Origin of the sequence: Streptomyces sp. KM273126 (assembly GCF_004337435.2) — a bacterium.
Lineage (GTDB): Bacteria > Actinomycetota > Actinomycetes > Streptomycetales > Streptomycetaceae > Streptomyces > Streptomyces acidicola.
In genome coordinates, this window is record NZ_SJXB02000001.1 from 2,091,371 (window position 1) to 2,116,073 (window position 24,703).

General features: G+C 70.7%; 21 protein-coding genes, 1 tRNA gene and 2 pseudogenes. 7 read left to right on the forward strand and 17 right to left on the reverse strand.

Features of this window, described 5'->3' with window-relative positions; genetic code table 11:
- Positions 1–54: 54 nt before the first annotated feature.
- The 5 genes from E0500_RS09005 to E0500_RS09025 form a co-directional block, all read right to left on the reverse strand.
- Positions 55–1,515: a penicillin-binding protein 2 gene (locus E0500_RS09005; protein WP_131561863.1), complete on the reverse strand. Its 1,461-nt coding sequence runs from the start codon at positions 1,513–1,515 to the stop codon at positions 55–57.
- Complete coding sequence (locus E0500_RS09010) at positions 1,512–2,951, reverse strand: FtsW/RodA/SpoVE family cell cycle protein (RefSeq protein ID WP_181586919.1); 1,440 nt, start codon at positions 2,949–2,951, stop codon at positions 1,512–1,514. Before E0500_RS09010 ends, E0500_RS09005 begins: the two co-directional genes overlap by 4 nt.
- 27 nt (positions 2,952–2,978) lie before the next feature.
- Positions 2,979–4,502 carry a Stp1/IreP family PP2C-type Ser/Thr phosphatase gene (locus E0500_RS09015; protein WP_258572686.1) on the reverse strand — a complete coding sequence of 508 codons (1,524 nt, stop codon included), beginning with the start codon at positions 4,500–4,502 and terminating at the stop codon, positions 2,979–2,981.
- Between the two features lie 118 nt (positions 4,503–4,620).
- Positions 4,621–5,139 (reverse strand): FHA domain-containing protein, encoded by a 519-nt coding sequence (locus tag E0500_RS09020; RefSeq protein ID WP_131571260.1) that lies wholly within the window; start codon positions 5,137–5,139, stop codon positions 4,621–4,623.
- A gap of 10 nt (positions 5,140–5,149) precedes the next feature.
- Positions 5,150–5,998, reverse strand: a complete 849-nt coding sequence (locus tag E0500_RS09025; protein WP_131571263.1) for a DUF3662 and FHA domain-containing protein — start codon at positions 5,996–5,998, stop codon at positions 5,150–5,152.
- A gap of 567 nt (positions 5,999–6,565) precedes the next feature.
- Here E0500_RS09025 and E0500_RS09030 point away from each other — a divergent pair.
- Positions 6,566–6,649, forward strand: a tRNA-Leu gene (locus E0500_RS09030).
- Positions 6,650–6,912: 263 nt separating this feature from the next.
- On the opposite strand, the gene E0500_RS09035 is transcribed toward E0500_RS09030, so the two are convergent.
- The 5 genes and pseudogenes from E0500_RS09035 to E0500_RS09050 form a co-directional block, all read right to left on the reverse strand.
- On the reverse strand, positions 6,913–7,689 hold the full coding sequence (locus E0500_RS09035; RefSeq protein ID WP_131571266.1) for an SDR family oxidoreductase: 777 nt from the start codon (positions 7,687–7,689) through the stop codon (positions 6,913–6,915).
- An 86-nt stretch (positions 7,690–7,775) separates the two neighbouring features.
- On the reverse strand, positions 7,776–8,618 hold the full coding sequence (locus E0500_RS44900) for a thiamine pyrophosphate-dependent enzyme (RefSeq protein WP_220140480.1): 843 nt from the start codon (positions 8,616–8,618) through the stop codon (positions 7,776–7,778).
- Complete coding sequence (locus tag E0500_RS43080) at positions 8,615–9,424, reverse strand: thiamine pyrophosphate-binding protein (RefSeq protein ID WP_220140481.1); 810 nt, start codon at positions 9,422–9,424, stop codon at positions 8,615–8,617. The genes E0500_RS44900 and E0500_RS43080 overlap by 4 nt, the downstream gene beginning before the upstream one ends.
- 15 nt (positions 9,425–9,439) lie before the next feature.
- A pseudogene (locus E0500_RS09045) lies at positions 9,440–9,726 on the reverse strand (cytochrome P450); the annotation flags it as partial.
- 67 nt (positions 9,727–9,793) lie between these two features.
- Positions 9,794–10,004 (reverse strand): annotated as a pseudogene (locus E0500_RS09050) (ferredoxin).
- Positions 10,005–10,669: 665 nt separating this feature from the next.
- Here E0500_RS09050 and E0500_RS09055 point away from each other — a divergent pair.
- From E0500_RS09055 to E0500_RS09065, 3 genes are all read left to right on the forward strand, one after another.
- A complete protein-coding gene (locus tag E0500_RS09055; protein WP_131562882.1) occupies positions 10,670–12,100 on the forward strand; it encodes a DUF2252 domain-containing protein in 1,431 nt (476 codons plus the stop codon).
- Positions 12,101–12,677: 577 nt separating this feature from the next.
- Entirely contained in the window at positions 12,678–13,511 is an 834-nt protein-coding gene (locus E0500_RS09060) for a J domain-containing protein (protein ID WP_399120173.1), read from the forward strand.
- Positions 13,512–13,685: 174 nt separating this feature from the next.
- The gene (locus E0500_RS09065) at positions 13,686–14,015 is read left to right on the forward strand and encodes a rhodanese-like domain-containing protein (protein WP_131562890.1); all 330 of its coding nucleotides are present in this window, start codon (positions 13,686–13,688) and stop codon (positions 14,013–14,015) included.
- A 23-nt stretch (positions 14,016–14,038) separates the two neighbouring features.
- Here the strand turns inward: E0500_RS09065 and E0500_RS09070 are convergent, their stop codons facing one another.
- From E0500_RS09070 to paaA, 6 genes are all read right to left on the reverse strand, one after another.
- Positions 14,039–15,196, reverse strand: a complete 1,158-nt coding sequence (locus E0500_RS09070) for an acyl-CoA dehydrogenase family protein (protein ID WP_131562880.1) — start codon at positions 15,194–15,196, stop codon at positions 14,039–14,041.
- 228 nt (positions 15,197–15,424) lie between these two features.
- Positions 15,425–16,489 (reverse strand): 2Fe-2S iron-sulfur cluster-binding protein, encoded by a 1,065-nt coding sequence (locus tag E0500_RS09075; protein ID WP_131562878.1) that lies wholly within the window; start codon positions 16,487–16,489, stop codon positions 15,425–15,427.
- Positions 16,489–17,103 carry a 1,2-phenylacetyl-CoA epoxidase subunit PaaD gene (gene paaD / locus E0500_RS09080; protein ID WP_131562876.1) on the reverse strand — a complete coding sequence of 205 codons (615 nt, stop codon included), beginning with the start codon at positions 17,101–17,103 and terminating at the stop codon, positions 16,489–16,491. Before paaD ends, E0500_RS09075 begins: the two co-directional genes overlap by 1 nt.
- Positions 17,097–17,846, reverse strand: coding sequence for a 1,2-phenylacetyl-CoA epoxidase subunit PaaC (paaC, locus tag E0500_RS09085; protein ID WP_131562874.1), 750 nt, complete (start codon positions 17,844–17,846; stop codon positions 17,097–17,099). Before paaC ends, paaD begins: the two co-directional genes overlap by 7 nt.
- Positions 17,843–18,130: a 1,2-phenylacetyl-CoA epoxidase subunit PaaB gene (gene paaB / locus E0500_RS09090; protein ID WP_131562872.1), complete on the reverse strand. Its 288-nt coding sequence runs from the start codon at positions 18,128–18,130 to the stop codon at positions 17,843–17,845. The genes paaC and paaB overlap by 4 nt, the downstream gene beginning before the upstream one ends.
- Complete coding sequence (paaA, locus tag E0500_RS09095) at positions 18,127–19,161, reverse strand: 1,2-phenylacetyl-CoA epoxidase subunit PaaA (RefSeq protein WP_131562870.1); 1,035 nt, start codon at positions 19,159–19,161, stop codon at positions 18,127–18,129. Before paaA ends, paaB begins: the two co-directional genes overlap by 4 nt.
- A gap of 587 nt (positions 19,162–19,748) precedes the next feature.
- On the opposite strand from paaA, the gene E0500_RS09100 reads away from it, so the two are divergent.
- The 3 genes from E0500_RS09100 (at position 19,749) to E0500_RS09110 (ending at position 22,922) form a co-directional block, all read left to right on the forward strand.
- Complete coding sequence (locus E0500_RS09100) at positions 19,749–20,675, forward strand: DUF5819 family protein (RefSeq protein ID WP_258572688.1); 927 nt, start codon at positions 19,749–19,751, stop codon at positions 20,673–20,675.
- Entirely contained in the window at positions 20,675–21,922 is a 1,248-nt protein-coding gene (locus E0500_RS09105; RefSeq protein WP_131562865.1) for an HTTM domain-containing protein, read from the forward strand. Before E0500_RS09100 ends, E0500_RS09105 begins: the two co-directional genes overlap by 1 nt.
- Before the next feature lie 226 nt (positions 21,923–22,148).
- Positions 22,149–22,922 carry an RNA methyltransferase gene (locus E0500_RS09110; protein WP_131562863.1) on the forward strand — a complete coding sequence of 258 codons (774 nt, stop codon included), beginning with the start codon at positions 22,149–22,151 and terminating at the stop codon, positions 22,920–22,922.
- Positions 22,923–22,946: 24 nt separating this feature from the next.
- On the opposite strand, the gene paaN is transcribed toward E0500_RS09110, so the two are convergent.
- Complete coding sequence (gene paaN, locus E0500_RS09115) at positions 22,947–24,653, reverse strand: phenylacetic acid degradation protein PaaN (RefSeq protein WP_131562861.1); 1,707 nt, start codon at positions 24,651–24,653, stop codon at positions 22,947–22,949.
- Between the last annotated feature and the right edge of the window lie 50 nt (positions 24,654–24,703).

A 24,703-nucleotide genomic window follows, 5' to 3' on the forward strand; every position in this document is an offset into this window, starting at 1 on the left:
TGATACAGGACCGGTATCGCAACGTGCACCGTTGTGAAGGCGACGTGACAGGGGTCACTTCTTGCTGTCGATGACTGCCTTCATCACGTCCCTTGCGATGGGGGCGGCGAGACCGCCACCGGAGATGTCGTCACGGTTGGCACTGCCGTCCTCGACGACGACGGCCACAGCGACCGGCGAGCTGCCGTCGCTGAGCTTGGCGTAGGAGATGAACCAGGCGTACGGCTTCTCGCTGTTCTTGAGGCCGTGCTGGGCGGTACCGGTCTTGCCGCCGACGGTGACGCCGGGAATCTGTGCATTCTTGCCGGTACCGGTCTTGACGACGGTCTCCATCATGCCCTGCAGCGCCTGGGCGGTTTCCCCGGAGACGGCCTGGGAGAGCTCCTCGGGCTCGTGGGTCTCGACGGTGTCGAGGTTGGAGGCCTTCAGCTGGTCCACCATGTACGGCTTCATCAGCTTGCCGCCGTTGGCGATCGCCGAGCTGACCATGGCCATCTGCAGCGGGGTGGCGCGGGTGGAGGCCTGGCCGATGCCGCTCAGGGCGTTCTGCGGCCGGTTGTCCTTCGGGTAGACGCTCTCGGCGGCGCGGACGGGAATGTCGAGCTCGGCCTCGTTGAAGCCGAACTTGTCGGCCTGCTCGATCATCTTCTCGTTGCCGACCTGGTCGCTGAGGTTGGCGAAGACGGTGTTGCAGGAGACCTCCAGCGCGTCGCGCAGCGTGGCGTTCTCGCAGGCGCCGTGCTCGTTGGTGAGGTCGTACGTGGACTGGGGCAGCCGGTACGGGTCAGGGGTGTCGGTGCGCTCGTCGATGCCGTTGACCTTGCCGTTCTCCAGCGCCGCGGCGGCGGTGACCACCTTGAAGGTCGAACCGGGCGGGTACGTCTCGCGCAGCGCCCGGTTGAGCATCGGCTTGTCCTTGTTCTTGTCCAGCTTCGTGAAGGTCTCGCCGTCCTTGCTGCTGATGCCGGCGAAGGTGCCGGGGTCGTACGACGGCGTGGAGGCCAGCGCGAGGATGCCGCCGGTGGACGGGTCGATCGCGGCGACGGCGCCCTTCTTGTTGCCGAGTCCCTCGAAGGCCGCTTTCTGGGCGGCGGCGTTGAGGGTGGTGACGACGCTGCCGCCCTCCTTCTTCTTGCCCGTGACCATGTCGAGGGTGTTGCGGAAGAAGAGCCGGTCGTCGTTGCCGGTGAGGATGCCGTCCTCGAGGTTCTCCAGCTGGGTGGCGCCGACGGCCTGGGAGGCGTACCCGGTGACGGGCGCCCACATCTCGCCGTTCTTCCAGGTCCGCTTGTACTTGAAGTCCGTGCCCTCGGTGGCGACGGATCCGGTGATCGCCTTGCCGTCGACGATGATGTTGCCGCGGGGGGTGGCGTAGCGCTCGATGGAGACGCGGCGGTTCTGCTCGCGCGTTTGCAGGTTGCCCGCGTCGACGTACTGGAGCCAGTTGTCGCGGATGAGTAGGGCGAGGACGAGGAGTCCGCAGAAGATCGCGATTCGGCGCAGGGGCTTGTTCACGGTCGGACCACCTGGGTCATCTCGGCGTCGGGGTTGCTGGCGGGGGCGGGGGCCGGGCGGCGGGCGGTGTCGCTGATGCGGATGAGGATGCCGATCAGGGCCCAGTTGGCGATGACGGAGGAGCCGCCTGCCGCGAGAAACGGCATCGTCATACCGGTCAGCGGGATGAGGCCCATGACACCGCCGGCCACCACGAAGATCTGCAGGGCGAAGGCGCCGGACAGGCCGACCGCGAACAGCTTGCCGAAGGGGTCGCGGGCGGCCAGCGCGGTGCGCACGCCGCGCTCGATGATCAGGCCGTACAGCAGCAGGAAGGCCATGACGCCGGCGAGACCCAGCTCCTCGCCGACGGTGGAGAAGATGAAGTCGGAGTTGGCGGCGAAGCCGATGAGGTCGGAGTTGCCCTGGCCGAGTCCGGTGCCGATGACGCCGCCGGACCCGAAGGCCATGATCGACTGGCCGACCTGCTCGCAGGCACCGGAGGTGGCGTAGCAGCCGAACGGGTCGAGCCAGGCGTTGACACGGGCCTGCACGTGGCTGGCGAACGAGGCCACGGTGACGGCGCCGACGGCGGACATCAGCAGACCGATCACGATCCAGCTGGTGCGCTCGGTGGCGACGTACAGCATGATCACGAACATGCCGAAGAACAGCAGCGACGTACCGAGGTCGTTCTCGAAGACCAGAATGAGCAGGCTGACGGCCCAGATCGTGATGATCGGGCCGAGGTCGCGGCCACGGGGCAGGTAAAGGCCCATGAAGCGGCGACTCGCGAGCGCCAGCGCGTCCCGCTTCACCATGAGGTAGCCGGAGAAGAAGATCGCGATGACGATCTTCGCGAACTCACCCGGCTGGATCGTGCCCACACCGGGGATCCTGATCCAGATCTTGGCGCCGAACGAGTTGTCGCCGAGGCCCGGTACGAGCGGCAGCAGGAGCAGCACCAGCGAGGCTGCCATCGACACGTAGGTGTAGCGCTGCAGGATGCGGTGGTCCTTGAGGAAGAACAGCACCGCGACGAACAGCGCGAGACCGACGGCCGAGAACAACAGCTGTTTCGGGGCCGATTCGGTGAAGACGCCGAAGGCCCTCTTGGCGAGCTGCTGGAGCCGCTCGGACTGGTCCAGTCGCCAGATGATCACCAGCCCGAGCCCGTTCAGCAGCGTCGCCACCGGCAGCAGCAGGGGGTCCGCGTAGGCCGCGAACTTTCTGACGGCGAGGTGGCCGACGCCCGCCAGGAGGCCGAGGCCGAGCCCGTAGCCGAGCAGACCGGTCGGGACCTCGTCGTTGATGGCGAGGCCCACGTTGGCGTAGGCGAACACTGGGATCACCACGGCGAACACGAGCAGCGCGAGCTCGGTGTTACGTCTGCTCGGTGCGCCGATGGCGCCGATCGTGGACGTGTGGTGCGTCGGCGAGTTGGTAGTACTGCTCATCGTATGACGAGGCCCCTCACGGCTTGCCTACTGCTTCCCGCACAGCGAGACCAGCTTCTGCTCTTCCTCGGACAGGCTGGGGCCGGTGGGTGTGGGTGTCGGTGTGGACGACGGCGCCGACGTCGATGGCGACGAAGTCGGCGACGGTGATGCCTTGGACGTGAGCGAGGACTGAGTGGTTCCCGTGACCCCTCCGGCCTCCCCCTCGCCTGTCTTTGAGTTATTACGGCTCTCGGCCTCGCGGCGCTCAGCGTCCTTCTTGCACGCGGACGCCTGGGTGGAGAGCTCGTCGATTTTCTCCTGGGCGTTCTTCAGCCCGCCCTCGGCGATGGTGGCCTTGACCAGGTTCTGCTGGTACGGCGGCAGGTACTTGAGTTCGATCTCGGGGTGGTCCTTCTCGACCTTCGAGAGCGAGACCCACGCCAGGTCCTGGCTGATGCCCTGGTAGAGCGCGACGTGGTCCTCGTTGGCGCCGACGTAGTACTGCGTCTGCGTCCACCGGTAGCCGGCGTACGTGCCGCCGCCGATCACGGCGACGGCGAGCAGCGAGTAGAACGATCTCTTCAGCCACCCGCCCTTCTTGCGGGGCTTGACGAAGTCCTCGTCCGCGTACTGGCCGAAGCTGTCCGACTGTGCGTAGCCGCCCGCGTCGCCGGAGCCGGGCGGGCCGAACTCGCCGCCCTGTCCGGGCACCTGGCGGCCGAGGCCCGACGCACGGCCGGCCGGGGTCTGCATGGCGCCGTTGTCGTGCAGCTGGTGCTGGTTCTCGGCGACGGCGCCCACCACGACCGGGGTGTCGGAGAGCTGGGCGGCGAGGGTGTCGCCGGCGTCGATGTCGAGGACGTCGGCCACGATGACCGTGATGTTGTCCGGGCCGCCGCCGCGCAGCGCGAGCTGGATCAGCTCCTGCACGGTCTCCTGCGGGCCCTGGTAGCTGGCGAGGGTCTCCTCCATCGTCTGGTGGGAGACGACGCCGCTGAGGCCGTCGGAGCAGATCAGGTAGCGGTCGCCGGCGCGGACCTCACGGATGGAGAGGTCGGGCTCGACATGGTCGCCGCTGCCCAGCGCGCGCATGAGGAGGGAGCGCTGCGGGTGGGTGGTGGCTTCCTCCTCCGTGATGCGTCCCTCGTCGACGAGACGCTGCACCCAGGTGTGGTCCTGCGTGATCTGGGTGAGGACGCCGTCCCGCAGGAGGTACGCGCGGGAGTCGCCGACGTGGACGAGGCCCAGCCGCTGCCCGGTCCACAGCAGGGCGGTCAGGGTGGTCCCCATGCCCTCCAGCTGGGGGTCCTCCTCGACCATCATGCGCAGCTGGTCGTTGGCGCGCTGCACGGCGGTGCCGAGCGAGGTGAGGATGTCGGAGCCGGGTACGTCGTCGTCGAGGGCGACGATGGTGGAGATCACCTCGGAGGAGGCCACCTCACCGGCGGCCTGGCCGCCCATGCCGTCGGCGATCGCGAGCAGGCGCGGTCCCGCGTAGCCCGAGTCCTCGTTGCCCTCGCGGATCATGCCTTTGTGCGATCCAGCGGCGAAGCGCAGAGACAGACTCATGCGCACCTCGCCCGTCGGCTCCGGGTACATCCGCACGGTGCCCACCCTCCGGTCGGGAGCGCGCCGGGGCCCGTCGTGGGGGCCACCGCGTGCTCGCTCCGCTCGCTCATTTGTCGTACTACTTCCGCAGCTCGATGACGGTCTTGCCGATGCGGATCGGCGCGCCCAGCGGAATCGGTGTGGGGGTCGTCAGTCGGTTCCGGTCGAGGTACGTGCCGTTGGTGGATCCCAGGTCCTCGACGATCCACTGGCCGTCACGGTCCGGGTAGATCCTGGCATGCCTGCTGGACGCGTAGTCGTCGTCCAGCACGATGGTGCTGTCGTGGGCGCGGCCCAGCGTGATGGTCTGCCCCTGCAGCGCGACCGTCGTACCCGTGAGGGTGCCCTCGGAGACGACGAGCTTGGTGGGTGCACCGCGGCGCTGGCGGCCACCGCCACCGCCGGACTGCTGGCCGCGCTGCTGCGGGGGCGCCTGTCGCGCGGCCTGCTGCGGCCGCGCGCTCTCACGCCGGGAACCGCGCTGGGTGACGCGCGTACCGAACAGGTCGCTGCGGATGACCTGCACGGCCACGATCACGAACAGCCACAGTACGGCCAGGAAACCCAGCCGCATGACCGTGAGGGTCAGCTCTGACATTGCCCCCGCTTCACCCTTCGGCTTGCCGGTAAATGATGGTGGTGCTGCCCACGACGATCCGCGAGCCGTCGCGGAGCGTAGCGCGGGTGGTGTGCTGCCCGTCCACCACGATGCCGTTGGTGGACCCGAGATCCTGGATCGTCGAGGGCGTTCCGGTCCGGATCTCGCAGTGCCGGCGGGAGACGCCGGGGTCGTCGATCCGCACGTCGGCTTCGGTGCTGCGACCCAGCACCAGCGTCGGGCGGGAGATCTGATGGCGGCTGCCGTTGATCTCGATCCAGTGGCGTGTGCGCCCGCCCGCAGCGGGGGCGGGCCCGCCCGGGGGCCGCTGGCCGTAGGGCGCGGCGCCGGAGCGGGCGCCGGGCGGCGGCGCGGACGGCATGGGCGGAGCACCCGCGGGCGCGGAGGCCGGCGGGTAGCCGTAGCCACCGCCGGCTCCGGGACGGCCGCCGGCCGGGGCGGACGCGGGAGCCTGCTGGCTGCTGGTGGAGGCGAGCGTACGACTGCGCACCCGGTACAGACCGGTGTCGAGGTCGTCGGCCTTCTCCAGGTTGACCTTGATGGGGCCCATGAAGGTGTAGCGCTGCTGCTTGGCGTAGTCGCGCACCATGCCGGCGAGCTCGTCGCCGAGCTGGCCGGAGTAGGGGCTGAGGCGCTCGTAGTCCGGCGTGCTCAGCTCCACGATGAAGTCGTTGGGGACGACGGTCCTGTCGCGGTTCCAGATCGTCGCGTTGTTGTCGCACTCCCGCTGGAGCGCGCCGGCGATCTCGACCGGCTGGACCTCGGACTTGAACACCTTGGCGAAGGTGCCGTTGACCAGGCCTTCGAGGCGCTGCTCGAACTTCTTCAGGACTCCCATGGGGCACCTCCTCCGTCGTTGCCGTCCTGCATCCTGCGTCCGTACTGCTTACTGATCGTATCCACGCGCCGTGAAATCGGGTGGTTCCCCCTGTCGGCCCGGTCGACAGGTGTCGACACCCACTGAAGTCCCCTCCCGGATTCCCTGCGCAGCACCCCTTCGAACTCCTCCCGCCATACTCCCGTCGAGGTTTCTGCCAAGGATCGTAGAGGGGGTGCGAGACCAGTGTCCCGCACCTGACTGTGGACCCTGCCTTCCTCCTGGGGAGATGGCCGGGACCGGTACGAGGTTGATACGTGAACCGGCACACGTCGATACGGGTGGGAACGTGTGGTGCCGCACACGGACGCAGGGGCCGGCGCACAGGGTGGCACGGGGTCATGGGCGGTCGGTCCGGTGAGCATGTGCGGGCGGCGGGCGCACGGACACCACCCGCACGGGGCGTGGACATTCGCGCTGGCGGCAGCCCTGGAGAAGGGATGTGAACCCACCGTCTCCAGCGTGCTAATCTTCTGCGTGTCGGAAGGCGCCGGGCCGCAAGGAGCGGGGCCAGAGGACACACCCAATGCGCGGGTGGCGGAATAGGCAGACGCGCTGGATTCAGGTTCCAGTGCCCGCAAGGGCGTGGGGGTTCAACTCCCCCCTCGCGCACAGCGAAGAACCGATGGAACGGGTCGCTGCTGGTGACGGAAGTCACGGCAGCGGCCCGTTTCTCGTTGTGCCCGCAGGGAGGCGGGAGTGGGCTGAGATGTTCGTGGTGATGTTCGTGGTGTGAGGCATCACACGGCCAGGGTGGCTGTGCGTCAGGGCCCTGGCCGTGACAAAGGTCACGGTCAGGGCCCTGCTTCTGGCCTGATTGTGCGGCGTCGGCCCAGAGAGGGCAGGGCGAACGGCAGCGCGCACGGCAGGGGCTTCTAGCAGGGCCCTGCTAGAAGCCCCTGCCGTGCGCCCCCGTCGATCGACAGCATCACTCCTGTCAGGTACGCCGCGGCGGGCGACAGCAGGAAGGCGGCGCTCCGGCCGAACTCGTCCGGGGATCCGTAACGGCGCAGGGGGATGCCGGCGGTCGCAGTGGCGCGGGCGGCGTCGGCGTCGCCGCCGCGGGCGTCGAGTTCGCGTACCCGGTCGGTTTCGATATGGGCGGGCACGAGGCCGACGACGCGGATGCCTCTGGGGCCCAGCTCGTTCGACAGGTTCTTCGCGTAACCGGCCAGGCCCGGCCGGAAGGCATTGGAGATCGCGAGGCCGGGAACCGGTTCGTACACGGAGCTGGACAGGACGAAGCCGATGACACCTCCCTCGCCCAGCTCGGCCGCGACGGCGCGGGACAGCCGTACCGCACCGAGGAAGACCGACTCGAAGGCGGCGCGCCACTGGCCGTCGTCGACGAGGTCCGACGTACCCGCCGGCGGGCCGCCGACGCTGATGAGTACCCCGTCCAGCCGCTGGAAGGCACCGCGGGCCGTGGCGACCAGCCGGTCCGGTGTCGCGGTGTCGGCGTTGTCGGCTACGACACCGACTGCCTGCCCCGGGCCGCCGAGTTCCTCCTCGGCGGCCGTCACCGACTTCTCGCTGCGTCCGCTGACGACCACCCTCGCACCGTCCGCCACCAGTGCGCCTGCGGCGGCCCTCCCCAGACCGCGGGTGCCGCCGGTGACGATGTACACCCGGTTCCTCAGGCCGAGGTCCATGACTGCTGTCGCCTCTCCGGTCGTGCGGGCTGTCGTGTTGGCTGTCGTGCGGGCTGTTGTGTGGGCTGTTGTGCGGGCCGTGTGGCCTAGAGCATCGCCTTCTGGGGCTGCGTGGGCACCACGATGACCGTGGTGGTGCCGGCGCTCAGGGCCGCCGTGAACTCGCGCTCCAGGTCCTGAGCGGTCTCCACGTCGACCGCGCGGCATCCGAAGCCGCGGGCCACGGAGGCGATGTCGATCCCGGGCAGGTCGAGCCCGGGAACGCCCGGAGTCTCCTCCAGCACAGCAAACGACTTGAGGATGGAGTACTCGTGGTTGCGCATGACCACGTAGACGACCGGGAGGCTGTGCTGCGCAGCCGTCCAGATGGCCTGCACGGAGTACTGGAAGGAGCCGTCGCCGATCAGGCCGACCACCGGCCGCTCGACGCCCCTGTCCCGGTCGCCGAGCGCGACGCCCACGGCGGCCGGGGTACCCCAGCCGATCCCTCCGCTGGCCGTGGCGAAGAACGACCCCGACCGGTTGGTGGGTAGCCACTCGATCTGCTGCGCCATCGTGGAGGTCGATTCGTTGACGATGACCGCGTCGGGCGGCCGGACCCGGCTCAGGGCGGCGTACACCTCGGGCGGGGTGAGCGGGCTGCCAGGCGCCTGCGGCAACTCGCGGGGCCGCGCCATCGGCTCCGGGGAGGTCCGTGTCGAACCCTCGGCGACCAGGTCCAGGAGCAGTTCGATCGCCGTCGTGGGATCGCCCAGGAGGCTGTCGCCCACACGCGCCGCCGCGGCAACCCCCGGATCGCCGGTGATCTGCAGGAGCTCCACGCCGTCGGGGAGATAGTCGCCGGGTACGTAGGGGTAGTACCGGAACACCTCCGCGCCGATCACGACCACCAGGTCGTGTCCCTCCAGCCGGTCGCTGATGGTCCTCACCGACACATGCCGAGCGGGCCGCCGAAGAGGGCGTGGTCCTCGGGGAAGGAGGCGCGGTCCAGCAGCGGGGCGCCGTAGACGGAGGCGCGCAGCTTCTCCGCGAGGGCGACGGCCGCGTCCCAGCCGCCGCCGCGGTCGACCTCCGGTCCGAAGACCAGGGCGGGGCGGCGGCTCGCGGAGATCCGGTCGGCGAAGTCGCGCAGCCGCTCCGTGTCGGGGGCGACGCGGGCGCTCACCGTCCGCACCCTGGCGAAACCGGACAGGGGCCGTTTCCAGTCGTCCATGGGAATCGACAGATGGACCGGTCCCGCCGGCGGCTGCAAGGCCTCCGCGTAGGCCCGCAGGAAGGCCTCGGGGACGTCTTCGGCGCGGGCGGGCTCGTAGGACCATTTCACCCACGGCTTCGGCAGTGTGGTGGCCTCACGGTTGCCGAGATACGGCTCCCCGATCACCAGTTCCCGGTGCTGCTGTCCCGAGGTGATGATCAGGGGGGTGTTTCCGTGGTAGGCCGCCACCAGGTTGCCCAGGGCGTTTCCCAGCCCGGCCGAGGAGTGCACGTTGACGAGTGCGGGGCGGCGGGTCACCTGGGCGAAGGTGTCGGCCATCGCGATGACGGAGGCCTCCTGCAGCGCCAGGACGTAGGTGAAGTCCTTGGGGAAGTCCTGAAGGAAGGGCTGTTCGGTGGAGCCGGGATTACCGAAGACCGTGGTGAGTTTCAGGGTCCGCAGCAGGTCGTAGGTGACGCTGCGGACGGTGGGCTGGTCGGGCTGGTCGGGCTGTTCAGTCAGTTCGGACTGCTTGGTCATTGTTGCCACCGACTCTCACAACTCGATGGGTAGGTGCCGGGGGCCGCGCAGGACGGCGCTGTGACGGTAGGGGGAGGGTCTTCGACCAGGGTTGCGGTGCTCAGGTGGGGGAGTAGCGCCGTCAGCGCGATCTGGGCTTCTACCCGGGCCAGGGGTGCGCCGTAACAGATGTGGATGCCGCTGCCGAAGCCGAGGTGCCGGTTGTCCTGGCGGGCGGGGTCGAACCGGTCGGGGGCGCGGAACCGCTTCGGGTCACGGCTGCCCGAGGCCAGCACGAGCACCATGGGCACGCCCTTGGGGATGGCGGACAGCATGTCGTCGCTCGGGCGGCCACGGCGCTGGTCGGCGAGGTCTGCCAGGTAGCGGCCCTCACCGGGCACCGGCGCTCACCTCCTCCCCGACGAGAATGGCCTGGAGCGGGCACGCCGCCGTGGCCTGGCGCACGCGCTCCAGCTGATCGTCGGGGACGGCCGGGCGGTACAGCAGGGCTCTCCTCACCTGGCAGCGAGAACACCTGTGGCGCGAGGAACACGCACCGCGCGTACGCCTGGCAGCGGGTGAGGTCCACGACGATCTGCATCCCGAGCCAACTCCCTCCGGGGCCTCGATCTTCCTGTGGCTCCCTGTAGCTCCCTGTCCCTCTCGGAGCTTCGTCTCTCAGCTCCGTCCCTCAGCTCCGTCTCTGAACTCCCTTTCCAAGCTCCCTTTCTAAGCTCAGGACGGATCGGGTGCTCGCCCGGCTACGCCGGCGGAGCGGGGCTTGTTGGACCGAACGGGGGAGTCGCGGGGAGGGCGGCGGGGGCGCGGGGCGGCGGGGGCGGCGGGGCGGCCGCAACACCGTTCGGGAGTCGGGGCATGTGGCTCTCAGCCGTTCTCTGTGAGCGTGACCTTCTGGCCGGTCCGTGCACCCAGCGGCCACTCGCTGAGCGGGCCAGATCCTCAGCACTGCTGAAGGTCAGCGGCACCCCGTACTTCTCGTCGGCTGCCCTCGCCGACTCGGTGCTGCCGTCGCTCAGGGCCCGCAGCTCGTATCCGTCGAGTCCGGCAAGGGCCGGCACATGGGCGGTGGCGGCCCGCCCGCCGCTCGCGCTCAGACCCACTACACCGACGCGATCCTTATGAGTCTGTTCCTGATGAGCGGTTTCTGATGGGGTCAGGTTTTCCACAGGGTCTGACGAGTTTCGGCCGGCGGTTGTACGGTTTTGCGGAGTTGATGTTCGTGTGCGGGCGGGGGAGGCGGTCGGCATGACCGAGGTCGGTGCGGTGCCGGAGGCACAGGCGGCGGCCGGGGTGCGGGTGCCCTGGGTGCGCGGTTTCGCGCGGTGGCCCGTGGAGGGAAGCTCGCCCAAGGAGGAGGGGAAGGCGCTGCGCGCGCGGGTACGACGCGGTGCGCATGCGGAGCTGACGCTCGACGCCGGCCGGCCGGACGCTGCGACCGCGGTCGAGGAGTCCAACCGCGGCCGGCTCCCCGAGCTCACGCCGATACGGGTCGGCAGGATGGCCGCGACGCCCTTCGCGTTCCTGCGCGGTTCGGCCGGCCTCATGGCGTACGACCTGGCACGCACGCCCGTCACCGGCATGGGCGCCCAGATCTGTGGTGACGCGCACGCGGCGAACTTCGGCCTGTACGCGGACGCGCGCGGCGGACTGGTCATCGACCTGAACGACTTCGACGAGACCGTGCACGGCCCCTGGGAGTGGGATCTCAAACGGCTCGCCACCTCGCTCGTCCTCGCGGGCCGGGAGGCGGGCGCCGACGAGAACAGCTGCCGCAAGGCGGCGTACGACACGGTCGGGGCGTACCGCCGCACGGTGCGGCTGCTCGCCAAGTTGCCGGTACTGGACGCGTGGAACGCCATCGCGGACGAGGAACTGGTCTCCCACACCGACGCTCACGACCTGCTCGGCACGCTGGAACGGGTGTCTGAGAAGGCGCGGGCCAACACGAGCGGGCGGTTCGCGGCGAAGTCCACGGAGGTGCTTCAGGACGGCAGCCGTCGCTTCGTGGATGCCCCGCCGGTGCTGCGCCGCGTGCCGGACGAGGAGGCCGCGGCGGTGGTGACCTCCCTGGAGGAGTACCTGACGACGCTGTCCGAGGACCGTCTGCCGCTCCTGGCCCGTTACGCGGCGCACGACGTCGCGTTCCGCGTGGTCGGCACGGGCAGTGTGGGCACCCGTTCGTACGTCGTCCTCCTGCTGGACCACCGGGGCGAGCCGCTGGTCCTCCAGGTCAAGGAGGCGCGCCCCTCGGTGCTGCTCCCGCATCTGGCAACGGCCGGCTTCGAGGCCCCGGCCGTGCCCCACGAAGGCCGCCGGGTGGTCCTCGGTCAGAAGCGCATGCAGGTCGTCAGCGACATCCTGCTCGGCTGGACCTCGGTCGACGGACGCCCCTACCAGGTACGGCAGTTCCGCAACCGCAAGGGCAGCGTCGACCCGGCGGCCCTCGCCGTCGACCAGATAGACGACTACGCCCGCATGACCGGCGCTCTCCTGGCCCGCGCCCACACCCACACCGCCGACCCCCGTCTCATCGCCGGATACTGCGGCAAGAGCGAGGAGCTGGACGAGGCCATCGCGTCGTTCGCGGTCACATACGCGGACCGGACGGAAGCCGACCACGACGTGTTGGTGGCGGCGGTCAGGGCCGGGCGGATCGCGGCGGAACTGGGCGTGTGAGGCGTGCAGACGTGCCGGCCTGTGAGGCGTGCAGACGGGTGAGGGACAGGCGGGAGTGTGACGGCACTCGTGGGGCGGCGGAGCTGAGCGTGTGAGTGGGCCGGATCGTGGGTCCGGGCGGGGACGGTGAAGCTCGGTGGGCGGTCGGGCCGTGGCCTACGCTGGTCGGGTGACGACCCCGGAAGCCGATCAGTCCAAGTCCGTGCCCGATGCGGGAGGTCCGCAGGAGGAGGCGGCCGCGCCTGCGGAGGCGTCGTCCGGCGCCGCCGGGCGGCCCGACACACCGGCCGGTGCAGCCGAGCAGGGCGGGGAAGGCAGGGAAGGCGGGGAGGGCTCCGGCGAGGGGCAGCCCGCATCCGGGGGCGGCGCGGGTACCGGGAGTGCGGGTTCTGGGGCTCCGGACTCCGGTGAGGCTGCGGGCTCCGGGAGCGGCGCGGGTTCCGGTGATGGCACGGATGCCGGAGCTGCGGATTCCGGTGATGGCGCGGGCGGCTCTGAGGCGAGCGCGGTCGACCAGGGCGGCTTCGACACGAGTGCAGGCGGGTCCGACACGAGTACGGGTGAGGCCGACACGAGTGTGGGCGGGGCCGACACGAGTGTGGGCGGGGCCGACGGGAAAACCGACGGGACCGAGAACGCGCGGCCCGAGGCGCGGCTGGAGCGGGCCGTGCGGGCGGCCGAGCAGGCGTTGATCGAGTTCGAGATCGCCGTCGAGACCTTCCGCGTCGAGGTGGAGAACTTCTCGCGGCTGCACCACCAGAAGCTCGGACCGATGTACACACGGCTCGACGAGCTGGAGGCTCAGATCGCCGAGGCGCGAGCCGCTCGCACCGGCGATCCGGAGGACATCCGCGCTGCCCAGGAAGCCCGTGCACGGGTCATGCCGATGCCCGGGGTCGAGGAGCTCTTCCACGGCTGGATGGACTCGGACGGGCTGTTCCCGGAGGCCGCGGCGATGCTCACGGACCAGCCGGTGCGGCCTCCGGAGCGGGTGCGCCCGAGCGAGGAGGCCCGCAAGCTCTACCGCGAACTCGCCCGCAAGGCCCACCCCGACCTCGCGCAGGACGAGACCGAGCGAAAACGGCGCGACGAGTTCATCACCCGGGTCAACGCGGCGTACGGCCGTGGCGACGAGGCACTGCTGCGGGAACTCTCCGCGGAGTGGGACGCGGGTCCCGCCCCCGAGGAACGCAGGCCGAGTCCCAGCGAGGAGCTCTACGCCCGCCTCGAATGGCTCGCCCAGCGCAAGGAGATGCTCACCCTGGTCGCCCGGGAGCTGGAGGAGGGCGCGATCGGCGGGATGCTGCGCCTGGCGCCGGACGACCCCGACCGCCTCCTCGACGAGATCGCCGAGCAGCTCCTCGCCCAGGTCGCCCAACGCGAGGCGGAACTGGCCGGGCTGCTCGGCTAGCGGGCCTTCGTACGTGCGGGCCACTCGGGCGCCGCAGGCCACTCGGCCGTCTTTGTCGGCCTGGTGTCTTTGTCGGCCTGGGTGTCGGTGTGAGCCGGCCGTCGTCGGTCGGCTTGGCGGCGCCGCACCCCTGTTCGGTCGGGTAGCGTCTGGCACATGCATTTCGGAGCTGGTGTGCCCACGGTCGAGGTCACGGACCTCGCGGACGGCGACTTTCTGCTGGACGTCCGCGAGGACGACGAGTGGCAGGCGGGTCACGCCGCCGGGGCGCTGCACATTCCCATCAGTGAGTTCGTGGCCCGCTACGGCGAGTTCACCGAGGCGGCACCGCAGGACGGGCGGGTCCATGTGATCTGCCGCAGCGGCGCACGTTCGGCCCAGGTCACGATGTACCTCGTCCAGCAGGGCATCGACGCCGTGAACGTCGACGGCGGCATGCAGCTCTGGGCGGCCGGCGGACGTGCGGTCGTGGACGCCAAGGGACAGCCCGGCTTCGTGCTGTAGTCACGGGCCGGGCGCGACGGGCGTCACCCGAGGGCGTGCGTCGCCAGCAGGTCGCCCAGGGCCTCCTCGTGGGCCGCCGCCGGGCCGAGGGACAGCTCCAGCTGCTTGGCCCAGGCGTGGTACCGGTGGAGCGGGTACTCGGTGTCGGCGCCGAAGCCGCCGTGCAGATGCTGTGCCGTCTGCACGACCCGCCGTACGCCCTCCGACGCCCAGATCTTGGCCACGGCCACGTCCCCGGCCAACGGCAACGCGGCCCCCGCACCCGCCCCTGTTCCTGTCGCCGAACCGACCCGCCACGCCGCCTGCCACAGCGTCGCCTCCATCGCGCGCAGGTCGATGTAGCGGTCCGCCGCCTGCACGGCGACGGCCTGGAACGTGGCGATCGGGAACCCGAACTGCTCCCGCTTCCCCGTGTACTCGCTGGTCATCCCGAGCACACCCTCACCCAGACCGAGCGCCAGCGCACACGTCCCGGTGGCCAGCAGCGCACGCAGCCACTCCCACGCCCCGTCGGCGTCCAGGACGTCCCGCGCGGGGAGCCTCACGGAGTCCAGGCTCAGCTCGCCGAGCCGCTCACCCGTCGTCGAGACCTGCTCGGCGAGCACGACTCCCTCGTGTAAGCGGGGCACGAGCGCGAGCACGGTGCGTCCGGCTGCCGGGGTGTGTGCGGGGACGAGGACGAAGTCGGCGTTGTACGCCCAGGGCACCGCCGTCTGCACGCCGTCCAGCACCCAGGTCCCGTCGCTCTCGTGCCGTGCGGCCACGGCGAGCTCGGCCGGATCGTGGCCCGTCCGGCCGTTCGCGGCGACCGTCAGCACCGTCTCGCCCCGGCCCGCCCGCGCCAGCAGCGCGGCCTTCAGCTCCTCGCTCCCGTGGGCCTGTACGGCCACCGCGGCCGCCGTGCTCTCCAGCAACGGCACCCTGGCCAGCACCTTCGCCGACTCCCGCAGCACCAGGCACAGCGCGATGGCGTCCAGCCCCGCCCCGCCGTACTCCGGCTCCAGCAGCAGGCTCAGCAGGTCCGCGTCGGCGAGCTTCGCCCACAGCGCGCGGTCGAAGTCGTCGGCCACGGCACCCGGAGTGAGCGCCGGGCTGGGCACCCCGTCCGGCGCGACCCCGGCGAACACCGCCTTCGCCGCCTCGACCGCCGCCTGCTGCTCCTCGGTGAAGGTGAAGTCCACTGTTCCGTCCCCTTCCGCACGCCGCCGTCCGACGACCGGACCCGCGCCCTGACGCTGACCCTGATCCGCGCTCCGGCCTGACGGAGCGTCAAGATAGAACAGGTTCTAGAGGAAGGGAACGTTCAGGGACCGACCCGTACTGTCCAGGGAACATCCGGTGCCGTTCTCCAGGACGGGCCGACAAACATCGCGGTGTGGAAGCCCGCCTCCACGTCACCCCGGAAGCGCTCAGCGGTCGAAGTCCAGCTCCACCTTCTCCGTCGCCGGATGGGACTGGCACGCCAGCACGTATCCGGCATCGGTCTCCTCCGGTTCCAGCGCGAAGTTGCGGTCCATGCGCACCTTGCCCGCCACCAGGAAGGCCCGGCAGGTTCCGCACACGCCGCCTTTGCAGGCGTACGGGGCGTCGGGACGGTTGCGCAGCACGGTGTCCAGCAGCGATTCGCCGTCCCGCACCGGCCAGGTCCCGCCACGGCCGTCCAGGCGGACGGTCACCGAACTGTGCGCGGGGGTCGGCGAGACCGAGGCCGGCGCTGCCCCGGCGTCCACGTGGAAGATCTCCTCGTGGATCCGGGCCCGGGGCACTCCGAGCCCGCGCAGCGCCCGCTCCGCCCCCTGCACCAGGCCGAACGGCCCGCACAGGAACCACCCCGCCAACTGCTCCACGGGCAGCAACGCCGGCAGCAGCTCCGTCAACCGCTGCTGGTCGAGCCGCCCGGATGGCAGCCCCGCCTGCTGTTCCTCCCGGGAGAGCACTGTCACCAGCTGGAACCGCTCGGGGAAGCGGTCCTTGAGGTCGGCGACCTCCTCCAGGAACATCGTCGAGGCCGATGTCCGGTCGCTGCGTATCAGACAGAGCCGCGCCTGAGGCTCCCGCGTCAGCAGCGTCGTCGCGATCGACAGCACGGGGGTGATGCCGCTGCCGCCGACGATCGCCGCGTACTGTCCGGGCGCGGGCTCCAGCGTGAAGCGGCCCGCCGGGGTCATCACCTCCACCTCGTCGCCGGCGCTGATCTCCTTCAGCGCGTATGTGGAGAAGGCTCCGCCCTCGACCAGCCGCACCCCGATCCGCAGTGTCCGCGGGCCGTCGGTGCCGGGTGCCGGGGCGGGCGAGCAGATCGAGTACGTACGGCGGATCTCCGTACTGTCGACCGCGTGGCGCAGGGCGAGGTGCTGGCCGGGCGCATGCCGGTAGTCCGCGCGGAGCTCCGGCGGCACGGCGAAGGTGAGGGCGACGGAGTCGTCGGTCAGCCGGTCGACCGCCGTCACCGGGAGCGTGTGGAAGCGGGCCATCACAACTCCTTGAAGTGGTCGAACGGTTCACGGCAGGCCAGACACCGCCGCAGCGACTTGCACGCGGTGGACGAGAAACGACTCAGCAGTTCCGTGTCGGCCGATCCGCAGTGCGGGCAGCGGATCGGGTCCGGGTCCTGCGGACGCGTGTCCGACGTGGTCGTGCGGGTCGGCCCGAGGGTCAGCGGGACCGGTCCCGGGGCCCGGCCCGTCCGCGGGGGCGCTATCCCGAACTCCCGCAGCTTGCGGCGGCCTTCGGGCGAGATGTCGTCCGTGGACCAGGGCGGGGTGAGCACCGTGTGGACGGACACCTCACGGATGCCGTGCTCGTGCAGCACCCGCTCTATGTCGAGCGACATCGCCTCGATGGCCGGGCAGCCCGTGTACGTCGGGGTCAGCTCGACCTCGACCGAGTCCGCCGAGCGTACGTGGACCGCGCGGAGGACGCCCAGCTCCTCCAGGGTGAGGACGGGCAGCTCGGGGTCGGGAACCGAGCCGGCCAGCCTGAGCAGCTCCGCCTCCAGGGGCTGTGGCGAAAGTGGCGTCGTCCGCCCGGCAGGCGCCACTTTGGACACAGGCCCTGGGGACGTCGTGGGGGTCGGGGAGGTCACCATGACGCCCCCGGGTGACTGCGGTGCAGGTGCTGCATCTCGGCGAGCATCCGCCCGAAGGGCTCGGTGTGCAGTCCCTGCCGTCCGGCGCCCGCGCTCCACGCACCGGACTGCGGGCCTTCGGGAACATCCAGCGTGGCCCGGCGCAGGACGGCGGACACGGACTCCAGCCAGGCGGTCCGGATCCCCTCCCAGTCGACGTCGAGGCCCTCCACCGGCTGGAACATCTCGCCGGTGAACCGCCACAGCGCCTGGCACGCCCGCCGCATCCGCTCATGGCTGACGTCCGTGCCGTCGCCGAGGCGCAGGGTCCACTGCTCGGCGTGGTCCTGGTGGTACACCACCTCCTTGACGGCCTTGGCGGCCAGCCCGGCGAACTCGCCGTCCCCCGCGGCCAGGTGCGCGTACAGCAGCCGCTGGTACGTGGAGAAGTACAGCTGGCGGGCGATCGTGTGCGCGAAGTCGCCGTTCGGCTGCTCGACCAGCTGCAGATTGCGGAAGGCACGCTCCTCGCGCAGATACGCCAGCTCGTCCTCGTCCCCGGCCATCGACAGCAGCACCCTGGCCTGGCCCAGCAGGTCCAGTGCGATGTTGGCGAGGGCGACGTCCTCCTCAAGGACGGGGGCGTGGCCCGCCCACTCCCCCAGACGGTGCGAGAGCACCAGGGCGTCGTCGCCGAGGGCCAGGGCCGCGGCGGTGTGGGGGGCGGGCTCGCGGGTCTTCGGTGCCTTCGTCGTCTCCGTCACAGGTGCTTCACCCCCTCCGGGATCTCGTAGAACGTCGGGTGGCGGTACGGCTTGTCGGCGGCCGGCTCGAAGAACGGGTCCTTCTCGTCCGGCGAGGACGCCGTGATGGCGGCGGAGGGGACGACCCAGATGGAGACGCCCTCGCCACGCCGGGTGTACAGGTCGCGTGCGTTGCGCAGGGCCAGCTCGGCGTCCGGGGCGTGCAGGCTGCCGGCGTGAGTGTGCGAGAGCCCGCGGCGTGAGCGGACGAAGACCTCCCACAGGGGCCATTCACTGGTGGTCATGCCGCTGCCTCCCCGGCCTTGGCCCCGATCTTGGCCCCGTTCTTGGCCGCGTGCTTCTCGGCGTACGCGGCGGCCGCCTCCCGCACCCAGGCGCCCTCGTCGTGAGCGCGCCTTCGCTGGGTGATCCGTTGTTCGTTGCACGGGCCGTTGCCCTTGAGGACCTCCCGGAACTCCGTCCAGTCGATCTCGCCGAAGTCGTGGTGCCCCCGCTCCTCGTTCCACCTCAGATCCGGGTCCGGGAGTGTGAGGCCCAGGGTTTCCACCTGGGGGACGCAGATGTCCACGAAGCGCTGGCGCAGCTCGTCGTTCGAATGACGCTTGATCTTCCACGTCATCGACTGCGCGGAGTGCTGCGACTGGTCGTCGGGCGGGCCGAACATCATCAGGGACGGCCACCACCAGCGGTTCACCGCGTCCTGCGCCATCTCGTGCTGCTCGGGGGTGCCGCGGCTGAGGGTCAGCAGCAGCTCGTACCCCTGGCGCTGGTGGAAGGACTCCTCCTTGCAGATGCGGACCATCGCGCGCGCGTAGGGCCCGTAGGAGCAGCGGCACAGCGGCACCTGGTTGGTGATCGCGGCGCCGTCCACCAGCCAGCCGATGGCGCCGACGTCCGCCCAGGTCAACGTCGGGTAGTTGAAGATCGACGAATACTTCTGGCGGCCGCTGTGCAGCTTGTCGAGCAGCTCGTCGCGGCTGGTGCCGAGAGTCTCCGCCGCGCTGTACAGATACAGGCCATGACCGGCCTCGTCCTGGACCTTGGCCATGAGGATCGCCTTGCGGCGCAGGGAGGGCGCGCGCGTGATCCAGTTGGCCTCCGGCTGCATGCCGATGATCTCCGAGTGGGCGTGCTGGGCGATCTGCCGGACGAGTGTGGCTCGGTAGGCGTCGGGCATCCAGTCCCGCGGCTCGATCCGCTCGTCGGCCGCCACGGCTGCGTCGAACGCCGCCTCGTACGCCACCGCGAGTGCTGCCTCGTCCGCCGGGCCGTCCTCCTCCGGCGTCCGGGTAATCCGGTGCGCTGCTGTCGCCATCGCTTCCCCTCGCCTCTCCCTGCTCCCGACCGATCGTTCGGTCCGCTCGATTCAATGGTGGGTCGGGGCGCCGTAGGGTGTCAACCGCTGTGGATAACTCGCCTGTGGACAACTCATGCCGCCGGTGTGACTGGTGTGCTGATGTGATCGCGGTTCCCGGTGTGGCTGCGCCGGGCGGGTGGGGCTGAGTACCGTTCCGGTGCGGACACCGCGGTACGGCGCTCGCGGCCGGGCGAGGCAGGACCCCCTCGACCAGGCGGGTTGGCAACGGACCGGGAGACGGGCAAGCGAACCGCAACATCGGGAATCGGGGCGGAATGGACGCGTACGACGAGGGCTCGAACGCCCCGCAGCCGCACGGGCCGGACGCGCCCGACGGCCCCGCGCCGGACACGGCCCCTGCCCCCGGCACCGCCTCCGGGCCGGAGATTTCCTCCGGGGCGGACACTGCTTCCGCGTCGGACACTGCTTCCGCGCCTGGCAGAGCTTCCGCGTCGGACACTGCCTCCGGACCGAGCACTACCTCCGCGCCCGACACGGCGTCCGTACCGGACGACGCCGCCCCCGCGCCGGACACTGGCTCCTCCTTGAGCACTGGTTCCTCCTCGGACACCCGTGCGCAGACCGCCATCGCCCCCGCCGTTCCCGCGCAGGGCGGCCCGGCTACGCCCGAACACCGCCCGGCCACCGGCACCGACAGCGACATCAGCATCGCGAGCACCGGCGCCGGCACCGCGACAGGCACGGGCACCGCGACAGGCACCAGCACCGGCGGTCCCTGTCTCTCGGCCACTGACGCCCCGTACCCCCCAGCCGCGGACCCCGCCGAGCGTGCGGACCCCGCCGAGCATGCGGACCCCACCGACCTCGCCGGGATAACCGCGCTGTCGCTCCCCTACCAGATCGTCGCCGCCCTCGCGCTGGCCGTCGTGGCGGTGGCCGCATGCGTGCACCTCGGGATGGTGTTCCTGCACGTGGCGCCCTCGAACACGGTCACCAAGAAGCACGGCCGGGCGATCGACGAGTGGGTCTACCCGGAGTTCGAGCAGAACTGGATGCTGTTCGCGCCCAACCCGCTGCAGCAGAACATCTCGGTGCAGGTGCGCGCCGAGCTCCGCACCGCCGACGGGAGCATCCGCACGACCGGCTGGTACGACCTGACGGCGCTGGACGGCGCCGCGATCGACGGCAGCCTCCTGCCGAGCCACACCCGGCAGAACCAGCTGCGCCGGGCCTGGGAGCTCTACGTCGCCTCGCACGACAGTGAGAACCGCCCCACGGGCCAGCGCGGCGACCTCGCCGAGCGCTATCTGCGCCGGATCGTCGTGCTGCGCCTCGAACGCGAGAACGCGGCCGGACCCGGCGGTCTCGTCGAACACATCCAGGTCCGCTCCCGTACCACCAACGTGCCGCCGCCGGAGTGGAGCGAGGAGAAGGTGTCCGACAAGCCGATCGTGCGCGAGCTGCCCTGGTGGAAGGTCGCCGAACGGGACCGGACGGAGGCGGGCCCGTGATGAGCCGGCCCGCCGCCGCGATCGGGCGTGGCATCACCCGTGTCACGGACACCGCGCTGGGCCCGTACCAGACGGCCGTCATACGGATCGGTTTCTCCGCGACCTGGCTGCTGTTCCTGCTGCGCGAGTTCCCGAACCGGCAGGAGATGTACGGGCCCGACGGAACCTGGAGCTGGGACCTCGCCCAGCAGCTCATCGCGGGCAACCATGCGTTCACGGTGCTGATGTGGTCCGACAGCCAGGTGTGGTTCGAGATCGTCTACGCCGTGGCCGTGCTGGCCGCCGTCCTGTTGCTCGTGGGCTGGCGCACCCGCACCATGAGCGTGCTCTTCATGGTCGGCGTCCTGTCGCTGCAGAACCGCAGCATCTTCATGGGGGACGGCGGCGACAACGTCATCCATCTGATGGCGATCTACCTCGTCTTCACACGCTGCGGTCAGGTGTGGTCCCTGGACGCGCGCAGGGCGCGGCTCGCCCGGGAGGCACGCGCGCGTGGGGAGTGGCCCCGGGCCGACCGGATCGGTCCCGCCCTGTGGTGGGTGCTCGGACTGCTGCTGGCCGCGGCCACGGCCGCCGGCAAGATCAGTGGAGGGGCGCTGGGCGGCTGGCTGACGGTCTTCTGGGGGCTGTGGGCCCTGCAGGGCCTGTGGTGGGCCGTCGGACGGTACGCGCGCAGCGGGGAACCCCGCGTGCTGCTCGACCTCGTGGCCAACCTCACGCACAACGCGGCCCTGTTCGTGATCATGGCCGAGGCGTGTCTGATCTACGCGACCGCCGGCTGGTACAAGATCCAGGGCTCGCGCTGGCAGGACGGCACCGCCGTGTACTACCCGCTCCACCTGGACTCCTTCTCGCCATGGCCCGCACTGTCGGACGCGCTGTCGGCGAACGGCACGATGGTGATGCTCGTGACGTACGGGACGGTCCTGGTGCAGGTCGCCTTCCCGTTCACGCTCCTCAACCGGCGCGTCAAGAACGTCCTGCTGGCGCTGATGATCACTGAGCACGCCGTGATCGCCGTCGTCCTGGGACTGCCGTTCTTCTCGCTCGCGATGATCGCCGCCGACACCGTGTTCCTGCCGACGTCCTTCCTGCGGCGCCTGGGCAATGGGGCGGCACGCGCGCGTGGGAAGCTGCTTTCGGGCGTCCGGGGCCGCCGTGACCGGGCTTCGCGAGGCCCGGAGAAGCCGCGGGCGGGTGTCCCGGAGACGGCCGAGGAACCGCACGTGGGCTCATCAGCCGGATGAGCGTTCCGTAGTGATCCTGTGGCAGACTGTTACGCGCATGTCCGGCGCCCAGGCGACGTCGGGCACCCTCCTCGGTGAGGTCGCGAGGCCATGCCGACCAGCGTCCGGAGGGACGTGTCACGAGGGCTGACGGCTCCCGCCGTTCGGCACCAGGGCACGAAGGCGATTGGCTCACATCCCTGAGCAAGACTGGGGATCCCTAAGCCAATCTGAGACGCTTCACGGCATGAACGATCCGGTACGTGTGTGGCGGCGGCTCGCCGACACCTCCGTCCTGCTCGACGGCTTCCACGCCCTCAAGCACGCGGTGCGTTTCGGGGCCGAGGTCCCGGTGGCCGTCACGACCGACCGCGGCGCCGCCCTCGCGCTCGCCGACGAACTGGCCCCCGACGTACGGGAAACCCTCGACGCGCTCCTGGCGGAGGTTCCCGAGGCGACGTACGCGACCCTTGTCGCCCGTCCGCACCCCACCGCCGTGGCCGCCCTGGCGGTACGGCCCTCGCGGGAGGCGAATCTGCGGGCGCTGGCCCACATCCCCCGCACCGCTCCGGTCGTCGTCCTCGACAACCCGCGCAACCTCGGCAACGCCGGAGCCGTGATCCGTCTTGCCGCCGGGTTCGGGGCGGCGGGTGTGGTCACCACGGGCACCCTCGACCCCTGGCACCCCACGGTCGTCCGCGGTGGGGCGGGACTGCACTTCGCCACCGCCGTGGAGCGGCTGGACGTGGAGGAACTGCCGCCGGGCCCGGTGTTCGCGCTGGACCCGGAGGGCGACGACATCCGCGCGCTGAAGCTCCCGGACGACGCCGTGCTCGCCTTCGGCTCGGAGCGCAGCGGTCTGTCCACCGCACTCCGGGCCCGCGCCGATCACCTGGTGTCCCTGCCGATGCGCCCCCAGGTCTCCAGCTACAACCTCGCGACCAGTGTGGCCATGACGCTGTTCCACTGGAGCGCCACCGGGGGCGCGGCGACGAGCGCCCAGCACTCCGGTCGGAGCTAGGGCCTGTCGGGGCCTAGTTCGGGGCTAGCCCTCCCGGCGTACCTCGACGACCCGGAAGCGGTTGGCGACGAACGCTCCGTCGCACAGCGCCGCGTTGGCCGCCGGGTTGCCGCCCGAGCCGTGGAAGTCGGAGAAGGCGGCCGTCTGGTTGACGTACACCCCGCCGGTGAGGTTGAGGGACAGCTGGGCGCACTCCTCCAGGCAGGCCTCCTCGATCGACGCGGCCACCTCCTGCGAGGTGGTGTACGCGCCGACCGTCATCGCGCCCTTCTCCTGGACGGTCCGCCGCAGCAGCCGCACCGCGTCCTCCGCCGAGTCGACCGCCACCGCGAAGGAGACCGGGCCGAAGCACTCGCTCAGGTAGGCGGCCTCGTCGTCGGCCCCCTCCCAGTACTTCCGGGCGCCGTCGAGCTTGACGATGACCGGGGTGCGGACCGTCGCCTTCGGGAACTCCGGGTTGGTGATCTCCCGTGAGGCGAGGGCGACTTCGCCGAGCCCGGACGCGGCCTCCAGGCGGGCCTTCACATCCGGGTTCACGATCGCCCCGAGGAGGGCGTTCGCGCGCGCGTCGTCGCCCAGGAGGCCTCCGACCGACTGCGCGAGGTCGGCGACGACCTCGTCGTACGACTTGGGGCCGGTGTCCGTGCTGATGCCGTCGCGGGGGATCAGCAGGTTCTGCGGGGTCGTGCACATCTGGCCGCTGTACAGGGACAGTGAGAAGGCCAGGTTGGAGAGCATCCCCTTGTAGTTGTCGGTGGACTCCACGATCACCGTGTTGACGCCGGCCTTCTCCGTGTAGACCTGCGCCTGGCGGGCGTTGGCCTCCAGCCAGTCGCCGAACGCCGTCGAGCCCGTGTAGTCGATGATCCGGATCTCCGGGCGCACGGCCAGCGCCTTGGCGATGCCCTCGCCGGGGCGTTCGGCGGCGAGCGCCACCAGGTTCGGGTCGAAGCCCGCCTCGGTGAGGACCTCGCGGGCGACCTGCACGGTGAGCGCGAGCGGCAGTACCGCGCGCGGGTGGGGCTTCACCAGTACCGCGTTGCCGGTGGCCAGGGACGCGAACAGGCCCGGGTAGCCGTTCCACGTCGGGAAGGTGTTGCAGCCGATGACGAGCGCGATGCCGCGCGGGACCGGTGTGAACCGCTTGTCCAGGACGAGCGGGTCGCGCTTGCCCTGGGGCTTGGTCCACTGCGCCGCGTCAGGCGTGCGGGCCTGCTCCGCGTACGCGTACGCCACAGCCTCCAGGCCGCGGTCCTGCGCGTGCGGGCCGCCCGCCTGGAACGCCATCATGAAGGCCTGACCGGATGTGTGCATGACGGCGTGCGCGAACTCGTGCGTGCGGTCGCTGATCCGCTTGAGGATCTCCAGGCAGACCACGGCACGGGTCTCGGCGCCCGCGTCGCGCCACGCGTGCTGGCCGGCCTTCATGGCGGGCAGCAGGACGTCGATGTCCGCGTGCGGGTAGGTGACGCCCAGGTCGATCCCGAACGGGGAGACCTCGCCGCCCACCCAGTCGTCCGTGCCGGGCTGGTCGATGGCCAGGCGGTCGCCCAGGAGGGCATCGAAGGCGGCCTTGCCATCCCCTGCGCTCAGGCTGCCGTTCTCGCCGTATGCCTTCGGGTGCTCGGGGTGCGGGGACCAGTACGCGCGTGTGCGGATCGCTTCCAGCGCCTGGTCGAGGGTGGGCCGGTGCTTGGCGATCAGCTCGTGCGTGGTCGGTTCGGCGGCCATGCGGGACCAACTCCTCGTCTCTAGAACTCTTCGTCGAGCTCTGGCCGGGG

Bases quoted from the DNA above. Each gene is read 5' to 3' on its own strand.
- E0500_RS09020 (WP_131571260.1), bottom strand. From the start codon at position 5,139: ATGTCAGAGCTGACCCTCACGGTCATGCGGCTGGGTTTCCTGGCCGTA.
- E0500_RS09010 (WP_181586919.1), bottom strand. From the start codon at position 2,951: ATGAGCAGTACTACCAACTCGCCGACGCACCACACGTCCACGATCGGC.
- paaD (WP_131562876.1), bottom strand. From the start codon at position 17,103: ATGGTGACCTCCCCGACCCCCACGACGTCCCCAGGGCCTGTGTCCAAA.
- E0500_RS09055 (WP_131562882.1), top strand. From the start codon at position 10,670: ATGACCGAGGTCGGTGCGGTGCCGGAGGCACAGGCGGCGGCCGGGGTG.
- E0500_RS09015 (WP_258572686.1), bottom strand. From the start codon at position 4,502: ATGAGTCTGTCTCTGCGCTTCGCCGCTGGATCGCACAAAGGCATGATC.
- E0500_RS09035 (WP_131571266.1), bottom strand. From the start codon at position 7,689: ATGGACCTCGGCCTGAGGAACCGGGTGTACATCGTCACCGGCGGCACC.
- paaN (WP_131562861.1), bottom strand. From the start codon at position 24,653: ATGGCCGCCGAACCGACCACGCACGAGCTGATCGCCAAGCACCGGCCC.
- E0500_RS09025 (WP_131571263.1), bottom strand. From the start codon at position 5,998: ATGGGAGTCCTGAAGAAGTTCGAGCAGCGCCTCGAAGGCCTGGTCAAC.
- E0500_RS43080 (WP_220140481.1), bottom strand. From the start codon at position 9,424: ATGACCAAGCAGTCCGAACTGACTGAACAGCCCGACCAGCCCGACCAG.
- E0500_RS09075 (WP_131562878.1), bottom strand. From the start codon at position 16,489: ATGGCCCGCTTCCACACGCTCCCGGTGACGGCGGTCGACCGGCTGACC.
- E0500_RS09105 (WP_131562865.1), top strand. From the start codon at position 20,675: ATGAGCCGGCCCGCCGCCGCGATCGGGCGTGGCATCACCCGTGTCACG.
- E0500_RS09110 (WP_131562863.1), top strand. From the start codon at position 22,149: ATGAACGATCCGGTACGTGTGTGGCGGCGGCTCGCCGACACCTCCGTC.
- paaB (WP_131562872.1), bottom strand. From the start codon at position 18,130: ATGACCACCAGTGAATGGCCCCTGTGGGAGGTCTTCGTCCGCTCACGC.
- paaA (WP_131562870.1), bottom strand. From the start codon at position 19,161: ATGGCGACAGCAGCGCACCGGATTACCCGGACGCCGGAGGAGGACGGC.